Raw genomic sequence first — 14967 nt, 5'->3', positions numbered from 1 at the left:
AAAGTTTGTTCAAATCCATATTTAAATGGTAATTTATCCAAATGATTAATGCATCTATCTAACCAACGATGCGTCATGTGCATTGATCGTTGCGCATATTTATAATCGCAAGGATATGGAGTACATTCATCAAATGCCATAATGATGTCTGCACCAATTGTTCGTTGGGTTTCCATGACATTTTCTGGAGAAAAAAAATGAACAGAACCATCAATGTGTGATTTAAATTTAACACCTTCTTCTTTTATTTTTCTATTTGCCGAAAGTGAATATACTTGATAACCACCAGAATCGGTTAGAATATTTCCATCCCAATTCATAAATTTATGTAATCCTCCAGCTTTTTCAAGAATTTCTATTTGTGGTCTTAAATATAAATGATAAGTATTTCCTAAAATAATATCTGGTTTAATATCCTCTTTTAATTCACGTTGATGCACTCCTTTTACTGATGCAACTGTACCAACTGGCATAAAAATTGGAGTTTCAATTACACCATGATCTGTTGTTATTGTTCCAGCTCTGGCTTTAGTATTTAGGTCTTTTTGTAATAAATCAAATTTCATATAGTCATTTTACTTCCAAAATTTTGGAGCGACAAAGATAACAGAATTGCCATTTTTACATAACTATTTAAGATATTATTTAACAAATAAAAATTAAAATTAAATTAGAAATATAAAGGTGTTGATACTATTTATTTTTTTTATAGAAAGTCACTGCCTATCTAAAATTATATAATATTTATCAATAGTTTTATTAAACATAACGATAAAGTTTTCTAAAAATTTATTTAGATAAAAAAAAATTAAACTATTATGAAATCTATTTTTATGTGAATATTATAATAAAAACAAATAAAAATGTAATGTATTGAAGATGATATAATTTGATCTTTACAAGAAACAATTTCATTTAAATTATTGAATTATGAGAACTAAAAAAATTGGAATATTTATGGATCATTCAAATGCTAATTTGATTGAATTTCCTCTATTAGAAAACGATGTAAATAGCATTGTTTCTGATTTTTCAAATTTTGAAAAAGAAAAATCATTAAGCAAAAGCGAAAATTCTATGCATAATAAAGAGCAACAAGATTTGAATATATATTTTAAAAAAATTGGTGAAGTTCTTAAAAACTATGATGATGTCTTACTTTTTGGACCAACCGAAGCTAAAATAGAATTTTATAATTTATTAAAATCTGATTCACATTTTGATAAAATAAAAATTGAAATAGAAAATTGTGACAAATTAACGGATAACCAACAAATAGCATTTGTTAACAACCATTTTGAAAATTAGAAATCATGAAAAATTCAAAAAGTGAAAATCCTAAAAGTGAAAACTTAGACGATTTTGATATTACTAACAGTTTTGCAGATTATCCAGAATATTGTGCAAATGAAGACATTTATAATAATCCAAAACCAGAAAGTTCAAAAGAAAAAGACACTGATTTTACGGAGGAATTTGAAGAAGAAAAATAAAATATAAAGTTCATTTCAATTAAAAATCTAAAATCCGTTCAATACTGAATTTGTAAATAAAAAACTAATTAGAGTTAGCGGAATTTCAGATCTTTTTTAAACTTATATATTTATTATTAAAATTGTCCTGCTTCGGTGGGACTTTTTTTTTGTTTAAAACCTTTAATAACTTGTAATAAATACATTTGTCTTACCTGAAAAATAAAATTACTTTTGAGCATTAAATTTATAACTACATAATAATGTCTAACACACAACAACTACACGATTTTTCAACACAAGTACGAAGAGATATTCTTCGTATGGTTCATGCTGTAAATTCTGGTCATCCTGGTGGTTCACTTGGTTGTACAGAGTTTTTTGTAGTGCTTTACCAAGAATTAATGGACAGAAAAGAAGGATTTGACATGAACGGAATTGGAGAAGATTTATTTTTCCTTTCTAACGGTCATATTTCTCCTGTTTTTTACAGCGTTCTAGCACGAAGCGGTTATTTTCCGGTATCAGAATTGGCAACTTTTAGAAAACTAAATTCTAGATTACAAGGTCATCCAACAACTCATGAAGGTTTACCAGGAGTTAGAATTGCATCTGGTTCTTTAGGTCAAGGAATGTCGGTTGCTATTGGTGCAGCTCAGGCAAAAAAACTTAACAATTGCAACCATTTAATTTATTCACTTCATGGTGATGGCGAGTTACAAGAAGGTCAAAACTGGGAAGCAATTATGTATGCTTCAGCCAAGAAAGTTGATAATTTAATTGCTACTATTGACTTAAACGGAAAGCAAATTGATGGTTCAACCGATGAAGTTTTACCTATGGGAAGCATTAGAGCTAAGTTTGAAGCTTTCGATTGGGATGTTCTAGAAATTAAAGAAGGTAACAATATTGAAGCCATAATCGCTGGTATGAATGATGCAAAATCTAGAACTGCTAAAGGAAAACCAGTTTGTGTTTTATTGCATACCGAAATGGGAAATGGTGTTGATTATATGATGTATAGTCACGCTTGGCACGGAAAAGCGCCTAACGATGCGCAACTTGAAACAGCTTTAGCACAGAATCTAGAAACTTTAGGAGATTATTAAATGAAAAATTTATTAGTATTTTGTATTCTTTTTATTCAACTATTTGTTTTCTCGCAAGAGAAGAAAATGAGTTATAATTTTAATTATTATTCTGTTTATAATTATAAAAATTATGGTTTTAAAGTAGATACTAAAATGATTCAAATTACTAATGAAAAAGATTCAACCTACAGTTTACATCTAGATTACAATACTAAAGAAGCAATTTTAAAAGACACAAAAAATAAACTATTAGTAAAATTCAAGATTGATTTTAATTTTGAAAAGATAGAAGATTTAGAAAAATTAACCAATTCACGATTGTTCAAAAATTCACGATACGTTTCTGGAAGAAAATTTAAAAATTTTGTTCAAGATTTTGAATTTGGAAATGATACAATAAATCATAAAACAATTGTTCATTTGACTTCTTACAAAAATAAAAAAAGAAAGAAAATTATTAATGAACATTTTTATTATTTTGGAAATGAGAATAATAATATATATGATTTACATGAAAAATCAATAAAAAAATACCTCATCAATAAATATGATTTAGAAGATATAAAAGATTTGAATATCGAAAAAATATTATGTTTAAAAGATGGTAAAATTGAATCTCAAATGATTTTTTCAGAAATTAAAAAAGTTAATTACAATTTCAAATTCAAAATCGATGAGGAATTTCCAAATTGATTAAAAAACACAACTAAAAAAATGAAAAAATATATAAATACAGGAAGTAAAGATACACGTTCAGGATTTGGCGCAGGAATGACCGAATTGGGACAAAAAAATGAAAATGTAGTTGCACTTTGTGCCGACTTAATTGGTTCCTTAAAATTTGATGATTTCAAGAAAAATCACCCAGAACGTTTTTTTCAAATTGGAATTGCAGAAGCTAACATGATTGGAATTGCTGCAGGATTAACTATTGGAGGAAAAATTCCTTTTACTGGAACATTTGCTAATTTTTCTACAGGAAGAGTTTATGATCAAATTCGTCAAAGTATTGCTTATTCTGATAAAAATGTAAAAATTTGTGCTTCTCACGCAGGTTTAACACTTGGTGAAGATGGCGCAACACATCAAATTCTAGAAGATATTGGATTGATTAAAATGTTGCCAGGAATGACTGTAATTAACACTTGTGATTATAATCAAACCAAAGCTGCAACACTTGCCATTGCAGATCATCATGGTCCAGTTTATTTGCGTTTTGGTCGTCCAGTTGTGCCAAATTTTATGCCAGCAGACGAAGAATTTGTAATTGGAAAAGCAATTGTTTTAAACGAAGGAAAAGATGTAACAATTATTGCAACAGGTCATTTAGTTTGGGAAGCTTTGCTTGCTGCGGAAGCGCTTGAAGCAAAAGGAATTTCGGCAGAAGTGATTAATATTCATACCATAAAACCACTTGACGAAGAAGCAATTTTGAAATCAATTTCTAAAACTGGTTGTGTTGTAACAGCAGAAGAACATAATATTCTTGGCGGATTGGGTGAAAGTGTTGCTAGAACATTGGCTTTAAACAATCCAACACCGCAGGAATTTGTAGCGGTTCAAGATTCATTTGGCGAAAGTAGAACTCCAGAACTATTAATGGAAAAATACAAGCTTAATAACCAAGCAATTGTTGCTGCTGTTGAAAGAGTTGTAAAAAGGAAATAATATCAATTTAGTTTATACAAAAATAATCCCATTTCGATTGAAATGGGATTATTTTTTGTACTGTTTTTTAAGTTTTACAAACTTTTAATGACATGCAGGGTCAAGATGTTTTTTAACTCTATTAGCCGAAGTAGTGTTTCCGCTACAATCCGGAATTAATAAAAATGGAATAGTATTTCCACTAGTATCTTTAATTTCATTTTTTGTTAAAACTCTGTCATCATCATCATCAACATCAAAATAATTTGGAACATCATCTCCATCCGAATCATAATCTATTGGATCGTAAAAAGGAGCTGCGTCAAAAGGAATCTCATCTTTAGATAATATTCCGTCACCATCATGATCTCTATAATTTAATTCATACAATTTAAAACTAAAAACCAATGTAGAATAAGCAGGAAGAACTCCAGCTGAAGTATTATAATATCCTACTCCAGATGGTAAAAACATTACTCCTGCACCATAATTTTCAAATTGCACAGGATTTGGTCCAGGAGTTGCATCATAAGTTCCTGTTTTAAAATAAGGCATTATTTCACTCCAACCAACTACTAAATCTTCTAATTTAAACCAAACCGGATTTTGAGCAAAGTCAAATTGAGTTCCTTTTATAGTTTCAACACCACGATAACTAACATGCACAGAATCTACCGCAGATGGTCGTTCGTTATCACCTTCTCTTAATTTTAAATAATATATTTTATAATCAACTCCATGAGTCTCATTGTTAACCATTTTAAATTGTAAAGGATAATCAGTTTGCAATCTAATTGATGGTTGTGTTCCTCCATCAGCAATTTTAGTAAATGTAACATTATATTCAGTGTCAACAGTCATATAATGTGTGTCAATAAATTTATTAATTGAATCTAAATCTTTTGCATACTGCTCAGTATAGTCTCTTAGCGCAACAGTTGGGTTAGGATTATCCTTTGAACACGAAAAAAGTGTCGTTAAAGTTATGAAAGCAAAAAGAATTTTATAAAACTTATTCATTATTCAATATTTTTAGGCCGCAATATACAATATTGATTTATTTTTGTAATTATTTTAACGTTGATTTTAGATAAATTTATGAGAGTTGATAAATACTTATGGTGTGTTCGATATTATAAAACCCGAAATATGGTTACAGAGGCATGTAAAAAAAACCATATTACAGTTAATGGTCTAGTTGCAAAAGCTTCAAAAGAAGTTTTTGCAAGCGATAAAATAACTTTCCGTAAAGACCAAATTATTCATATAATTTCAGTTTTAGATGTTCCTGAAAACAGAGTTGGAGCCAAACTTGTTGATATATATAGAAAAGATGAAACTCCTGCAGAATCATTTGCGCATTTAGAACTATTAAAATTATCAAAAGAACATTATCGAAAAACTGGAACTGGTCGTCCAACAAAAAAAGACAGACGAGATTTAGATGATTTAGAATTAAATACTGATTCTAATACTAATGAATAATAAAATAAAATAGTATAAACCAAAAATAGAAATTAACTATTTTTATATTTACAAAAAAAGTAATGACTCAAAATATCATTCTCAATAAAGAAGAAATAGATCATAAAATAAAAAGAATTGCATATCAAATATTTGAAACTTTTGCAGATGAAGATTGTATAGTCATTGCAGGAATTGCTAGCAATGGTTATGTTTTTGCTAAAAAAATAACAACTGTATTAAAATCAATTGCATCAATTGAGGTAATTCTATGTGAAGTGACTATTGATAAACAAAATCCAAATTCTGAAATAAAAACTTCTATCTCGAAAGAAATTTATAAAAATAAAGGTATAATATTAGTTGATGATGTTTTAAATTCTGGTTCTACATTAATATATGGTGTAAAACATTTTTTAGAGGTTCCACTAAAAAAGTTTAAAACTGCAGTTTTAGTTGATAGAAATCATAAAAAATATCCAATAAAAGTAGATTTCAAAGGAATATCATTATCTACATCATCAAAAGAACACGTTACTGTTGTCTTTGAAGAAAACAATTCGTATGCTATTTTAAGTTGATTTTTTGATTAATTTCATTTACAATTTCATCGATACTTTTGTCATCAACATTAACTTTAAAATTAGCTTGATTATAATAAAAGCTTCTTTCAAAAAGATGTTTTGCAATAAATTCTTTAATCTCCGAATCGGCTAAATTAGCAATCAAAGGACGTTTTTCTTTCTCCTTAACTAATCGATTAAATAAAGTACTCACAGAAGCTTTTAAATATATAGATATTACATTTTCACTCTTTAATAACTCATGATTATTAAAATAACAAGGAGTTCCTCCACCTGTGCTAATTATCAAATCATTTTGTTCATTAATTAATTCACTAAAAATTTGATGTTCTAATTTTCTAAAATAAAGTTCGCCTTTATTTTTGAAAATTAATTGAATTGACATTTCACATTTTTTTTCAATCTTTTCATCCAATTCCACAAAAGCAACTCCAATCTTTTCGGCTAATTTTATCCCAACATTCGACTTACCACTTCCCATGTAACCTATCAAAACAACTTTTACCATAGAATAAAACCTTATATATTAAGACATTAAGACTAATTTCTTAAAAAAGGTAAATTTAAAACAAATTTGCCTTGAAAAATTAATATTATCGTTATATATTTGCACCCGCATTCAAGAAATGAAAATGACTCGATAGCTCAGTTGGTAGAGCACATCACTTTTAATGATGGGGTCCTGGGTTCGAGCCCCAGTCGGGTCACAAAAATGACTTAAATTTTATTTTTTTTGAATGTTAAGACTCGATAGCTCAGTTGGTAGAGCACATCACTTTTAATGATGGGGTCCTGGGTTCGAGCCCCAGTCGGGTCACATAAAGTCATTTGCAAATTGTGAATGACTTTTTTTATTTATGGCTTCGTGGAGAAATTGGTAGACTTGCCACCTTGAGGTGGTGGTGTTCGAAAGGACGTGTGGGTTCGAATCCCATCGAAGTCACAAATTATTAAATCCTAAAATAGAATTGTTTAATTAAATTTTACAATTTTATTTTGGGATTTTTTTTATTTAAAATTTGCTGTTTTTAAATTTATTATTAAAAGCATCAAATAGATATATTTTTTATTTTAAATTTGTTTAACAAAACACAATAAAGAATGAACAGTATAAAAAATACTTTCAGCATTAAAGACCTAGAAAACTTATCTGGAATTAAAGCTCATACAATTAGAATTTGGGAGAAAAGATACAATGTTTTAGAACCAATGCGCACTGATACTAACATTAGATTTTATGATTTAAATGCATTACAAAAGCTGTTAAATATAACTTTACTTCATGATTATGGTTATAAGATTTCAAAAATATCGAAAATGGAGTCTGAGAAAATTCCTGAATTAGTAAAGCAAATAGTATCCGAAAAAAGTGCAAAAAACCATGCAATAAGTTCATTTAAATTATCGATGATGAACTTTGATCAGAATTTATTTTTTAAAACTTATAATACTTTACTTTCTGAAAAATCATTTAGGGAAGTATTCTTTAATGTTTTTATTCCTTTAATGGAAGAAATTGGTTTTTTATGGCAAGCCAATACAATAACTCCAGCTCACGAGCATTTTATTAGTTATTTAATAAAATTAAAATTACTTGTAAATACTGAAACAATACAAAGTAAAGAACCAACACAAACTGATAGATTATTTGTGCTTTTCTTACCCATGAATGAAATTCACGAATTAGGTTTAATGTACTTAAATTATGAAATTTTATCTAGTGGTTATAAAACTATTTATTTAGGAGAAAGTGTGCCGATTGATAGCTTAAAAGATTTAAAAAAATATTTTGAAAATATTGTTTATGTTTGTTATACAACAGTTGAGCCAGAAAAATCTGAAGTAAATAACTATGTAAATCTAATAAAAGAACAAATTCTTGATGACACTTCAGAACTATGGTTGATTGGAAGAATGACGGAATACGTAGATCAAAAAAACATTTCAAACAAAGTTTCAATTTTTAATTCTATAACACAATTGGTTGATAATATTTAAATTTTTTATAAAATTTTTTTATTGTTTAACTTTTTACTACTTTTGTTAAACAATATGAAAAAAGAAATTATAATTATTGGATCTGGATTTTCTGCTTTAGCAGCAAGTTGCTATTTGGCTAAAAGTGGAAATAAAGTAAATATTTACGAAAAAAACAATACAATTGGTGGTAGAGCAAGGCAGTTAAAAAGAGATGGATTTACTTTTGACATTGGTCCAACATGGTATTGGATGCCTGATGTTTTTGAAAGATTTTTTTCTGATTTTAATAAAAAACCATCTGATTATTATGAATTAATAAAACTATCACCAGCATATCAAGTATACTTTGGTATAAATGAATTTGTTACAATAGCAGATAATCTTGCAGATATAATTTTGACTTTTGAATCTATAGAAAAAGGAAGTGGTCCAAAGTTGGAAAGCTTTATGAAAGAAGCACAAAGTAATTATAATATTGCTATAAAAGATTTGGTTTATCGTCCAGGTGTTTCACCTTTAGAATTGATAACTTTTGAAACTGCAATGAAAGTAAATCAGTTTTTTAGTAACATTTCTAGAGATATTAGAAAACGATTTAAAAATAAAAAATTAGTACAAATTTTAGAATTTCCTGTTCTTTTTCTAGGAGCAAAACCATCTGATACTCCATCATTTTATAGTTTTATGAATTTTGCTGATTTTGGACTTGGAACATGGCATCCAAAAAACGGAATGTATTCTGTAATTTTAGCAATAGAAAGCTTAGCAAAAGAGCTTGGAGTTGAAATTCACACAAATTCTAATGTAGAAAAAATTATTGTTGAAGATGGAAGAGCATCCGCAGTAATTATTGACGGAAAACAAATTGTTGCAGATATTATTCTTTCTGGAGCTGATTATCATCATACCGAAACTTTATTAGATAAAAAACACAGAGCATATTCTGAAAAATATTGGGAAACGAGAGTTTTTGCACCTTCATCACTCCTATTTTATGTAGGTTTTGATAAAAAAATTATAAATGTTGAACATCATAGTTTATTTTTTGATGTAGATTTTGATTTACATGCTCAAGATATTTACGACAATCCCAAATGGCCTAAAAACCCATTATTTTACGCAAGTTTTCCATCAAAAACTGATAAAAATTCAGCACCAGACGGAAAAGAAGCTGCAATTTTTTTGATTCCGCTTGCACCAGGTTTAAATGATACAGAAGAATTAAGAGAAGAATATTTTGAAAAAATTATGACTCGTTTAGAAATTCTTACACAACAAAGTTTAAAAAATAGTGTTATCTTTAAGCAATCATTTTGTGTAAATGATTTTATAAAAGATTATAATTCATATAAAGGAAATGCTTATGGAATGGCAAATACGCTATTGCAAACTGCATTTTTAAGACCAAAATTAAAAAGTAAAAAAGTAGAAAATCTTTATTTTACAGGACAGTTAACTGTACCTGGACCTGGAGTTCCGCCAGCATTAATTTCAGGCAAATTGGTTTCAGATTTAATAGAAAAGCACACCAAAATTTAAAATAAATTTTATGAAATCTATTTTTGACACAATCTCTTTTGAATGTAGTAAGAATGTAACTAAGTCATACAGTACTTCGTTTTCGTCGGCTGTAAAGATGTTGGCACCAACTATTCGTCAAGATATTTATAATATTTATGGATTTGTGAGGTTTGCAGATGAAATTGTAGATACATTTCATGATTATAATAAAGAAAACTTGTTTGATTTATTTGAAAAAGATTTAAGTGCAGCATTACAAAATAAGATAAGTTTAAATCCTATTCTTAATTCATTTCAAAATACTGTTCATAAATATCAAATTCCAAATACATTAATAAATGCTTTTATGAAAAGTATGAAAATGGATTTGATAAAAACGAAATATAATACAACCGCAGAATTTAATGAATACATTTATGGTTCGGCAGATGTGGTTGGATTAATGTGTTTGAAGGTTTTTGTAAATGGCGATGATTCAAAATTTAAAGAATTAGAACATTCGGCTATGCGTTTGGGTTCGGCTTTTCAGAAAGTAAATTTTCTAAGAGATTTAAAAGCCGATTTCGAAGATTTAAGTCGTACTTATTTTCCTAACACCGATTTATCTAAACTAGATGAAGAGTCTAAAAGTCAAATAATTATAGAAATTGAAGCCGATTTTGAAGCTGGATATAAAGGAATTTTAGGTTTGCCATTAGAAGCTAAATTCGGTGTTTATACAGCTTATATATATTACAAAAAATTACTTTCTAAATTGAAGAAAACTCCTTCTGCCGAAATTAAAAACACTAGAATTAGAGTTTCTGATTATCAAAAATATGGTCTTTTTGCCAAATGCTATTTCTCTTATAAATTAAATATTATCTAAATTTTAATTCTTATGTGGATTCATATAATTGTATTTATTCTCACTTTTTGCATCATGGAATTTATGGCGTGGTTCACTCATAAATATGTAATGCATGGTTTTTTATGGTCTTTGCATGCTGACCATCACAAAAAAGATCATGATTCATGGTTTGAAAGAAATGATGCCTTTTTTATTTTTTATGCAGTTGTAAGTATTGGTTGCTTTTTACTGTGGCAAAACGGAATTTTAGAAATTGGAATTTCTATTGGTTTAGGAATTTTCGCCTATGGTATGGCTTATTTTATTGTTCATGATATTTTTATTCATCAACGTTTTAAAATGTTTAGAAATGCTGATAACATCTATGCAAAAGGAGTTAGAAGAGCTCACAAAATGCACCACAAACATCTAGGTAAAGGCGATGGCGAATGTTTTGGAATGTTGTTCGTTCCTTTTAAATATTTTAAAAAATAAAAAAATCCGATTTGTTTTACCAAATCGAATTTTTAAATATACAACTAACCTTTTCCTTTTATTATTTCATTAATCCTTTTAGTGATTCTAATTGCTTCATATCGAAATTTGATTCTTTTAATACAGACATCAACGTCATGGCATCATTTGGATTCATGTCATTTCCTAAAATTCTTATTACTGCAAATCCGTTATCACTTTTACTTCCATATAGAATAAATTCATCTATGTGATCTTCATCGCCAACAAAACTTATAGATGCACCATCTTTTCCAGAGCCAAATTTCATTAATTGTTGATAAGCGGTTGTGTCTTTTAATATATTAGCAACTTTTTTTCTTTCAACATCAAACTGAGCTTTATTTTTATCATTCAATTTAAAAGCCAGAATATTCATTTTCTTGAATGATGATAATGCTTTGCTTTGCTCAAGTGATAGTTTTGTATTGTCTAATTTTAATATGCTTGGAGAAACATCAAGTGCAATGAACTCAGGTTTGTTTTGATTTTCTACAAAATATTTTTGCAAACTTGGCTCAGTGTTGCAACTAAACAATAGCAAACTTAGAGCAACTGCAATGAAATAAATAGCTTTCATAATCTTCTTATTTTTTTCCAGCTTTTTTCAACTCATCGCCACCAGGAAGATTCATTTTATCAGTCAAAGCAGCTAATTCATCCAAGTCAAAATTTCCTGTTAATGACATTAAAACAGTTTCTTCTTTTCCAGAACCTTCAATAAACATTAATAGTTCTTTAATTTGAGAATCTGTTGCACCAGATTTTACAAAAATCTTTACGTTTTTACCTTTTTCGCTAATTCTCATTAACTCTTCTAATCCAGCAGATTTTTGATATTTATCTGCAATAGATTTCATTTCGTTACCTTTTATATCGTTTGCAGTAACAAAAACTTTAAGGTTGTCCAACTTTTTAATAAGATTTACATACTGTTGAGATTGTTTATCTTTTGTATCAACTTTACTCAACATTGTAAACATTTTTTTGTTTACAATTATAGTAGTTATATCATCTTGATTGTCAAATTTATCAAAAACTGACTGTGCAAAAAAAGTGTTTGACACTAATATTAATGCGATAATTAAAATTATTTTTTTCATTTTATTACTTGTTGATTTCATGATTTCTATTCGTTTTTTTTTTATCTGAACTTGTTTCAGATTCTCATCTTTTTATTCAGATATTGATTATTTTTTAAAAATTCTATTTTTTGTACTTTCATACTCGTTAATATAACTTACACTTTCTATGCCAGTATTTAATTTTTCAGACACTAATGCTAGTGCTTTTTGTGTTTCTTGCATCACTTTTTCTGGATTATCCTCAGAGTTGCAATTTACAAATTGACTTGCTTTATTTGAATCTAAATAAATTAACGTTCCAACACCAAGCAATACAACAACCGATGCTGCAATTGATAACCATGCTACGACATTTCGTCTTTTAGTTTGTAATGGAATCTTAGCAGTAAATTGTTCTGTACTTGCTTTAGAGAAATAACCAAAAATTGGTTGGTATTGTTTTAAATGCTGCGCAACATCCAAAGACGAAAAATAAACGTTAAGTTCTTTCTCTTCGGCAATACTTGTTTCTCCTTCAAAGTATTTATTTATTAAATTTTCTATTCTATCCAATGCCATAATTATGTGTTTTGGTCATTATTTCTCTAATTGTTTTTCTTGCTCTAGAAAGCGCGACTCTTATAGTTGCTTCGTTCATATCTAGAATTTTGGCAATTTGTTCAAATTCATATTGTTCAATATCTCTCATTTGAATAATTAATTTTTGCTGTTCAGGCAAATCATTAATTATTTTCTCAACCCAATTCAAGCTATCTACATCTTCTAGTTTTTGTTGCAAACTAGCTTCATTACTTGTATAATTATTATGAACAATAGTCATGTTGTTTGAGCGTTTTGCCTTTAATTGATCTAAACAATAATTTTTGGTCATTGTCATTGCCATGGCTTCAATACTTTTCAACTCAATCAAAGTTTCATTCCTAATCCATAATTTTACCAATACTTCTTGCGTTGCATCTTCGGCTTCTTCATTGCTCACGAGTAGTCGTTTTGCTAATCTAAAGAGTTTATCTTTAAATGGTGAAACTATAGTTATAAACTCGTTTTGCTGCATTTTGGTTGTTGGTTATATAGTAAAGACGAACTACTATTTATTTTGTTACAAGATAAGTTAATCTTTTTTAATACTTTTGATAAAGCTATGAAAAAGTATAAATTTCAATGAAAAAAATAACCTCAATATCAATAGTATTTCTACTCTTTTTCTCAATAATTAGTTGCGAAAAACAAGATGATTTATATGTTCCAGATGATATAAAACTAAATGATTATGTTTGGAAAGGCATGAATCTTTATTATTTATGGCAAGAAGATGTATCTAATTTGTCTGATGATAGATTTGCCAATCAAAATGATTTAAATAGTTTTCTTACCGATTATTCTAATCCAACAACTCTTTTTAATACTTTGAGAGTTGATAATTCAATCGATAGATTTAGTGTTATTTATAGTGATTACTCCGTTTTAGAAGGAATTTTGACAGGAAATACTTTAAATAATGGTGTAGATTTTGGCTTGCGCTTTAAAACCGGAAGTACAACAGACATTTTTGGTTGGGTTAGATATATTATTCCAAATTCTGATGCAGCTTCTAAAAACATTAATCGTGGTTCTATTTTTTATGCTATAAATGGAACTCCATTAACAATTAGCAATTATCAATCGCTTCTTTCAGCAACTTCATACACAGTAAATTTAGCCGATTTTGACAATGGAAACATAACACCAAATGGATTATCTATTGCATTAACCAAAACCGAATTATCAGAAAATCCAGTTTATGCTTCTACAATAATAAATCAAGCTTCTAAAAAAATTGGTTATTTAATGTATAACGGATTTTATTCTAGCTTTGAGAATCAATTAAATTCAAAATTCGAACAATTTAAAAATGAAAATGTAACCGATTTAATTCTAGATTTACGCTACAATTCTGGTGGCTCAATTGCAACTGCAACAAGATTAGCAAGCATGATTACTGGTCAGTTTTCGGGTCAACTTTTTGCAAAACAACAATGGAATTCTAAATTAGAAAAGTATTGGAGTCAAAACAATCCAAGTCAGTTTATAAATAATTTTACAAATTCTATTGGAAATGGAAATGCAATAAACAAACTAAATTTGTCTAAAGTTTACATATTAACTTCGCGCAGCACAGCATCGGCAAGCGAATTGGTAATAAACGGATTGAAACCTTACATTCAAGTAGTTCAAATTGGTGACCGTACAACTGGCAAAAATGTAGGTTCTATAACCTTATATGATTCGCCAAATTTTAGTAAAAACAATGTAAATCCAAAACACAAATATGCTATGCAACCAATTGTTTTAAAAACTATAAACGCAAGTGGTTTTGGTGATTATCAAACTGGTTTACTGGCAGATTATCCTTTTCTTGAAGATTATGGAAATTTAGGAGAAATTGGAAATTCAACTGAACCAATGCTTAGTTACACTTTAAATTTAATTTCAAATGGAGGAAGAGTAAATCATCAAAACAATAGTAAAAAATTTGAACCTTTTTCAGATTCTAAAGCTATTGAACCTTTGCAAACTGAAATGTATCTTGAAAATAAATAATTCAAAAATTATACCTATAATACTTATGTTTTTTCGCCACAGATTCAGATTCAATGAACATTATTTATGTATAATAACATTAATTAATCAGTGAATCTGTGGCTAAAAATAAATTTACAAGTAAATATTCAAACCCAATCTAAAATTTCTTCCTCTAGTTGAATAACCAACATTTTCGGTAAAATCTTCGTTGAGAATGTT

General features: G+C 28.2%; 19 protein-coding genes and 3 tRNA genes. 15 read left to right on the top strand and 7 right to left on the bottom strand.

From position 1 onward, the window contains the following. A partial coding sequence (locus ACH2BO_RS11370) for a tRNA guanosine(34) transglycosylase Tgt (protein ID WP_395044860.1) occupies nt 1-566 on the bottom strand: 566 nt, incomplete at its 3' end. Between the two features lie 364 nt (nt 567-930). On the opposite strand from ACH2BO_RS11370, the gene ACH2BO_RS11365 reads away from it, so the two are divergent. From ACH2BO_RS11365 to ACH2BO_RS11345, 5 genes are all read left to right on the top strand, one after another. Then, nucleotides 931-1308 (top strand): hypothetical protein, encoded by a 378-nt coding sequence (locus tag ACH2BO_RS11365; protein WP_395044859.1) that lies wholly within the window; start codon nt 931-933, stop codon nt 1306-1308. A 5-nt stretch (nt 1309-1313) separates the two neighbouring features. Continuing rightward, nucleotides 1314-1493, top strand: a complete 180-nt coding sequence (locus ACH2BO_RS11360; protein ID WP_395044858.1) for a hypothetical protein — start codon at nt 1314-1316, stop codon at nt 1491-1493. A 239-nt stretch (nt 1494-1732) separates the two neighbouring features. Further along, nucleotides 1733-2581, top strand: a complete 849-nt coding sequence (locus ACH2BO_RS11355; protein ID WP_395044861.1) for a transketolase — start codon at nt 1733-1735, stop codon at nt 2579-2581. Nucleotides 2582-2647: 66 nt separating this feature from the next. Next, a complete protein-coding gene (locus tag ACH2BO_RS11350) occupies nt 2648-3256 on the top strand; it encodes a hypothetical protein (protein ID WP_395044857.1) in 609 nt (202 codons plus the stop codon). A 21-nt stretch (nt 3257-3277) separates the two neighbouring features. Further along, on the top strand, nt 3278-4231 hold the full coding sequence (locus ACH2BO_RS11345; protein WP_395044856.1) for a transketolase family protein: 954 nt from the start codon (nt 3278-3280) through the stop codon (nt 4229-4231). Nucleotides 4232-4315: 84 nt separating this feature from the next. On the opposite strand, the gene ACH2BO_RS11340 is transcribed toward ACH2BO_RS11345, so the two are convergent. After that, nucleotides 4316-5230, bottom strand: a complete 915-nt coding sequence (locus ACH2BO_RS11340) for an FKBP-type peptidyl-prolyl cis-trans isomerase (RefSeq protein ID WP_395044855.1) — start codon at nt 5228-5230, stop codon at nt 4316-4318. Between the two features lie 78 nt (nt 5231-5308). On the opposite strand from ACH2BO_RS11340, the gene ACH2BO_RS11335 reads away from it, so the two are divergent. Continuing rightward, nucleotides 5309-5695, top strand: a complete 387-nt coding sequence (locus ACH2BO_RS11335; protein ID WP_395044854.1) for an RNA-binding S4 domain-containing protein — start codon at nt 5309-5311, stop codon at nt 5693-5695. A 62-nt stretch (nt 5696-5757) separates the two neighbouring features. Beyond that, nucleotides 5758-6255 (top strand): phosphoribosyltransferase family protein, encoded by a 498-nt coding sequence (locus ACH2BO_RS11330; RefSeq protein ID WP_395044853.1) that lies wholly within the window; start codon nt 5758-5760, stop codon nt 6253-6255. Here ACH2BO_RS11330 and ACH2BO_RS11325 read toward each other — a convergent pair. Beyond that, nucleotides 6242-6766 carry a shikimate kinase gene (locus ACH2BO_RS11325; RefSeq protein ID WP_395044852.1) on the bottom strand — a complete coding sequence of 175 codons (525 nt, stop codon included), beginning with the start codon at nt 6764-6766 and terminating at the stop codon, nt 6242-6244. The genes ACH2BO_RS11330 and ACH2BO_RS11325 overlap by 14 nt on opposite strands. A gap of 126 nt (nt 6767-6892) precedes the next feature. Here ACH2BO_RS11325 and ACH2BO_RS11320 point away from each other — a divergent pair. From ACH2BO_RS11320 to ACH2BO_RS11290, 7 genes are all read left to right on the top strand, one after another. Beyond that, nucleotides 6893-6965: transfer RNA gene (locus ACH2BO_RS11320), tRNA-Lys, on the top strand. A gap of 37 nt (nt 6966-7002) precedes the next feature. Then, nucleotides 7003-7075: transfer RNA gene (locus ACH2BO_RS11315), tRNA-Lys, on the top strand. Between the two features lie 42 nt (nt 7076-7117). Beyond that, nucleotides 7118-7201, top strand: a tRNA-Leu gene (locus tag ACH2BO_RS11310). Between the two features lie 158 nt (nt 7202-7359). Further along, nucleotides 7360-8256 carry a MerR family transcriptional regulator gene (locus tag ACH2BO_RS11305; protein WP_395044851.1) on the top strand — a complete coding sequence of 299 codons (897 nt, stop codon included), beginning with the start codon at nt 7360-7362 and terminating at the stop codon, nt 8254-8256. Nucleotides 8257-8310: 54 nt separating this feature from the next. After that, nucleotides 8311-9777 (top strand): phytoene desaturase family protein, encoded by a 1467-nt coding sequence (locus ACH2BO_RS11300; protein WP_395044850.1) that lies wholly within the window; start codon nt 8311-8313, stop codon nt 9775-9777. 10 nt (nt 9778-9787) lie between these two features. After that, nucleotides 9788-10627, top strand: a complete 840-nt coding sequence (locus tag ACH2BO_RS11295; RefSeq protein WP_395044849.1) for a phytoene/squalene synthase family protein — start codon at nt 9788-9790, stop codon at nt 10625-10627. Between the two features lie 12 nt (nt 10628-10639). After that, nucleotides 10640-11083: a beta-carotene hydroxylase gene (locus ACH2BO_RS11290; RefSeq protein ID WP_395044848.1), complete on the top strand. Its 444-nt coding sequence runs from the start codon at nt 10640-10642 to the stop codon at nt 11081-11083. A gap of 61 nt (nt 11084-11144) precedes the next feature. Here ACH2BO_RS11290 and ACH2BO_RS11285 read toward each other — a convergent pair whose 3' ends face one another. From ACH2BO_RS11285 to ACH2BO_RS11270, 4 genes are all read right to left on the bottom strand, one after another. Beyond that, nucleotides 11145-11681 carry a DUF4252 domain-containing protein gene (locus ACH2BO_RS11285; RefSeq protein WP_395044847.1) on the bottom strand — a complete coding sequence of 179 codons (537 nt, stop codon included), beginning with the start codon at nt 11679-11681 and terminating at the stop codon, nt 11145-11147. Between the two features lie 7 nt (nt 11682-11688). Further along, on the bottom strand, nt 11689-12204 hold the full coding sequence (locus ACH2BO_RS11280) for a DUF4252 domain-containing protein (RefSeq protein ID WP_395044846.1): 516 nt from the start codon (nt 12202-12204) through the stop codon (nt 11689-11691). Between the two features lie 87 nt (nt 12205-12291). Next, complete coding sequence (locus tag ACH2BO_RS11275; RefSeq protein ID WP_395044845.1) at nt 12292-12744, bottom strand: hypothetical protein; 453 nt, start codon at nt 12742-12744, stop codon at nt 12292-12294. After that, nucleotides 12731-13240, bottom strand: a complete 510-nt coding sequence (locus ACH2BO_RS11270) for an RNA polymerase sigma factor (RefSeq protein ID WP_395044844.1) — start codon at nt 13238-13240, stop codon at nt 12731-12733. The genes ACH2BO_RS11275 and ACH2BO_RS11270 overlap by 14 nt, the downstream gene beginning before the upstream one ends. A gap of 107 nt (nt 13241-13347) precedes the next feature. Between ACH2BO_RS11270 and ACH2BO_RS11265 the strand changes: the two genes are divergently transcribed. Further along, on the top strand, nt 13348-14766 hold the full coding sequence (locus ACH2BO_RS11265) for a S41 family peptidase (protein ID WP_395044843.1): 1419 nt from the start codon (nt 13348-13350) through the stop codon (nt 14764-14766). Nucleotides 14767-14967 lie beyond the last annotated feature (201 nt).

Origin of the sequence: Flavobacterium sp. (assembly GCF_043773265.1) — a bacterium.
Classification (GTDB): Bacteria; Bacteroidota; Bacteroidia; order Flavobacteriales; family Flavobacteriaceae; genus Flavobacterium.
This window is presented reverse-complemented; position numbering and strand designations above follow the sequence as displayed.

Coding starts and splice junctions, on each gene's coding strand:
- ACH2BO_RS11365 (WP_395044859.1), top strand. CDS start 931: ATGAGAACTAAAAAAATTGGAATATTTATGGATCATTCAAATGCTAAT.
- ACH2BO_RS11360 (WP_395044858.1), top strand. CDS start 1,314: ATGAAAAATTCAAAAAGTGAAAATCCTAAAAGTGAAAACTTAGACGAT.
- ACH2BO_RS11350 (WP_395044857.1), top strand. CDS start 2,648: ATGAGTTATAATTTTAATTATTATTCTGTTTATAATTATAAAAATTAT.
- ACH2BO_RS11345 (WP_395044856.1), top strand. CDS start 3,278: ATGAAAAAATATATAAATACAGGAAGTAAAGATACACGTTCAGGATTT.
- ACH2BO_RS11340 (WP_395044855.1), bottom strand. CDS start 5,230: ATGAATAAGTTTTATAAAATTCTTTTTGCTTTCATAACTTTAACGACA.
- ACH2BO_RS11335 (WP_395044854.1), top strand. CDS start 5,309: ATGAGAGTTGATAAATACTTATGGTGTGTTCGATATTATAAAACCCGA.
- ACH2BO_RS11330 (WP_395044853.1), top strand. CDS start 5,758: ATGACTCAAAATATCATTCTCAATAAAGAAGAAATAGATCATAAAATA.
- ACH2BO_RS11325 (WP_395044852.1), bottom strand. CDS start 6,766: ATGGTAAAAGTTGTTTTGATAGGTTACATGGGAAGTGGTAAGTCGAAT.
- ACH2BO_RS11305 (WP_395044851.1), top strand. CDS start 7,360: ATGAACAGTATAAAAAATACTTTCAGCATTAAAGACCTAGAAAACTTA.
- ACH2BO_RS11300 (WP_395044850.1), top strand. CDS start 8,311: ATGAAAAAAGAAATTATAATTATTGGATCTGGATTTTCTGCTTTAGCA.
- ACH2BO_RS11295 (WP_395044849.1), top strand. CDS start 9,788: ATGAAATCTATTTTTGACACAATCTCTTTTGAATGTAGTAAGAATGTA.
- ACH2BO_RS11290 (WP_395044848.1), top strand. CDS start 10,640: ATGTGGATTCATATAATTGTATTTATTCTCACTTTTTGCATCATGGAA.
- ACH2BO_RS11285 (WP_395044847.1), bottom strand. CDS start 11,681: ATGAAAGCTATTTATTTCATTGCAGTTGCTCTAAGTTTGCTATTGTTT.
- ACH2BO_RS11280 (WP_395044846.1), bottom strand. CDS start 12,204: ATGAAAAAAATAATTTTAATTATCGCATTAATATTAGTGTCAAACACT.
- ACH2BO_RS11275 (WP_395044845.1), bottom strand. CDS start 12,744: ATGGCATTGGATAGAATAGAAAATTTAATAAATAAATACTTTGAAGGA.
- ACH2BO_RS11270 (WP_395044844.1), bottom strand. CDS start 13,240: ATGCAGCAAAACGAGTTTATAACTATAGTTTCACCATTTAAAGATAAA.
- ACH2BO_RS11265 (WP_395044843.1), top strand. CDS start 13,348: ATGAAAAAAATAACCTCAATATCAATAGTATTTCTACTCTTTTTCTCA.